The 858-nt window shown below is 39.7% G+C and carries 2 protein-coding genes; both read left to right on the top strand.

What is annotated here, in order from left to right; genetic code table 11:
* The coding region (locus tag KIV40_RS33250) for a hypothetical protein (protein WP_285353662.1) at positions 1–551 on the top strand (551 nt) is incomplete at its 5' end.
* 4 nt (positions 552–555) lie between these two features.
* Positions 556–858 (top strand): type II secretion system protein J (locus KIV40_RS33245; protein ID WP_285353660.1); only part of this gene is annotated, 303 nt, incomplete at its 3' end.

The raw sequence follows: 858 nt of genomic DNA, 5'->3' as shown, positions 1-858 counted from the left end.
ATGCAAGCCTTAAGATTTCCCCTTCGGTGCAAGACAAGAAATCAGCAGTGAATGCCATTCGCTTCCTGCTAGATGAACTGAATGCTAGTTTTGACGGTGAAAGTCAGTTCAATTACTCGTTTGATCAAAAGTTTACTTCGTTGAGTATTAATAACTTTTCAATGACTTCTGTTGTAGAAGCATCATTGGAAGAAGATTGCGTAGATAGTCAGCCTCCACTTAGTGATGTGATGGAATTGGTGGATGAAATGAACGGCATTGTCAATTTATACAAAGATGGACAAGTTTACCTTGATATTAAGCCAAAAAAGAACCTTCCATACAGCTATCAAGATATGGTGAAGTTTAATGAGCTGTCAAAAGTACGTTATGTCCAAGAGTTAGATGTTTACACGACAACACCATCTGAGCTTTATAAATTCGTTGACGCTTTTGATACCGTGTCTCCTTGGCATTGGAAAGTAAAAAGCTTCGAGTATCCTCAAAAAAATAGCCACCTTAAAAGTAGTGTTGGCTACAAACTGTCGCTCAAGTTGATCGTGCGTGGTTAGTTATATGAAAAGTAGATACAGCACGGGTTTTACATTACTTGAAATGCTCATTGTGATGGCAATATTTGGAATCATCGCAGCAACACAATTACTGGACTATACAACACGATATAACCAAAAAATCAGTCAAGAGTCTGGTGTGCGCATTGCCAATCTGGTGCTCGGCGTCCGAGCAAGAGCGCAAGATACGATTAATCCGTTAGATATGGATGATTACGATGATTACGCTGCGTTTAAGTTTGATGACTGTCTCAGTGCTGAAAACAATGGAATTCCAGTAGACGTTGGTAGAGGGCTGGTTGAAAGG

The sequence above is a fragment of the Vibrio sp. D173a genome, from assembly GCF_030248475.1.
Note: the sequence above shows the minus strand (reverse complement) of the source record. Positions and strands in the feature narration are given on the sequence as shown.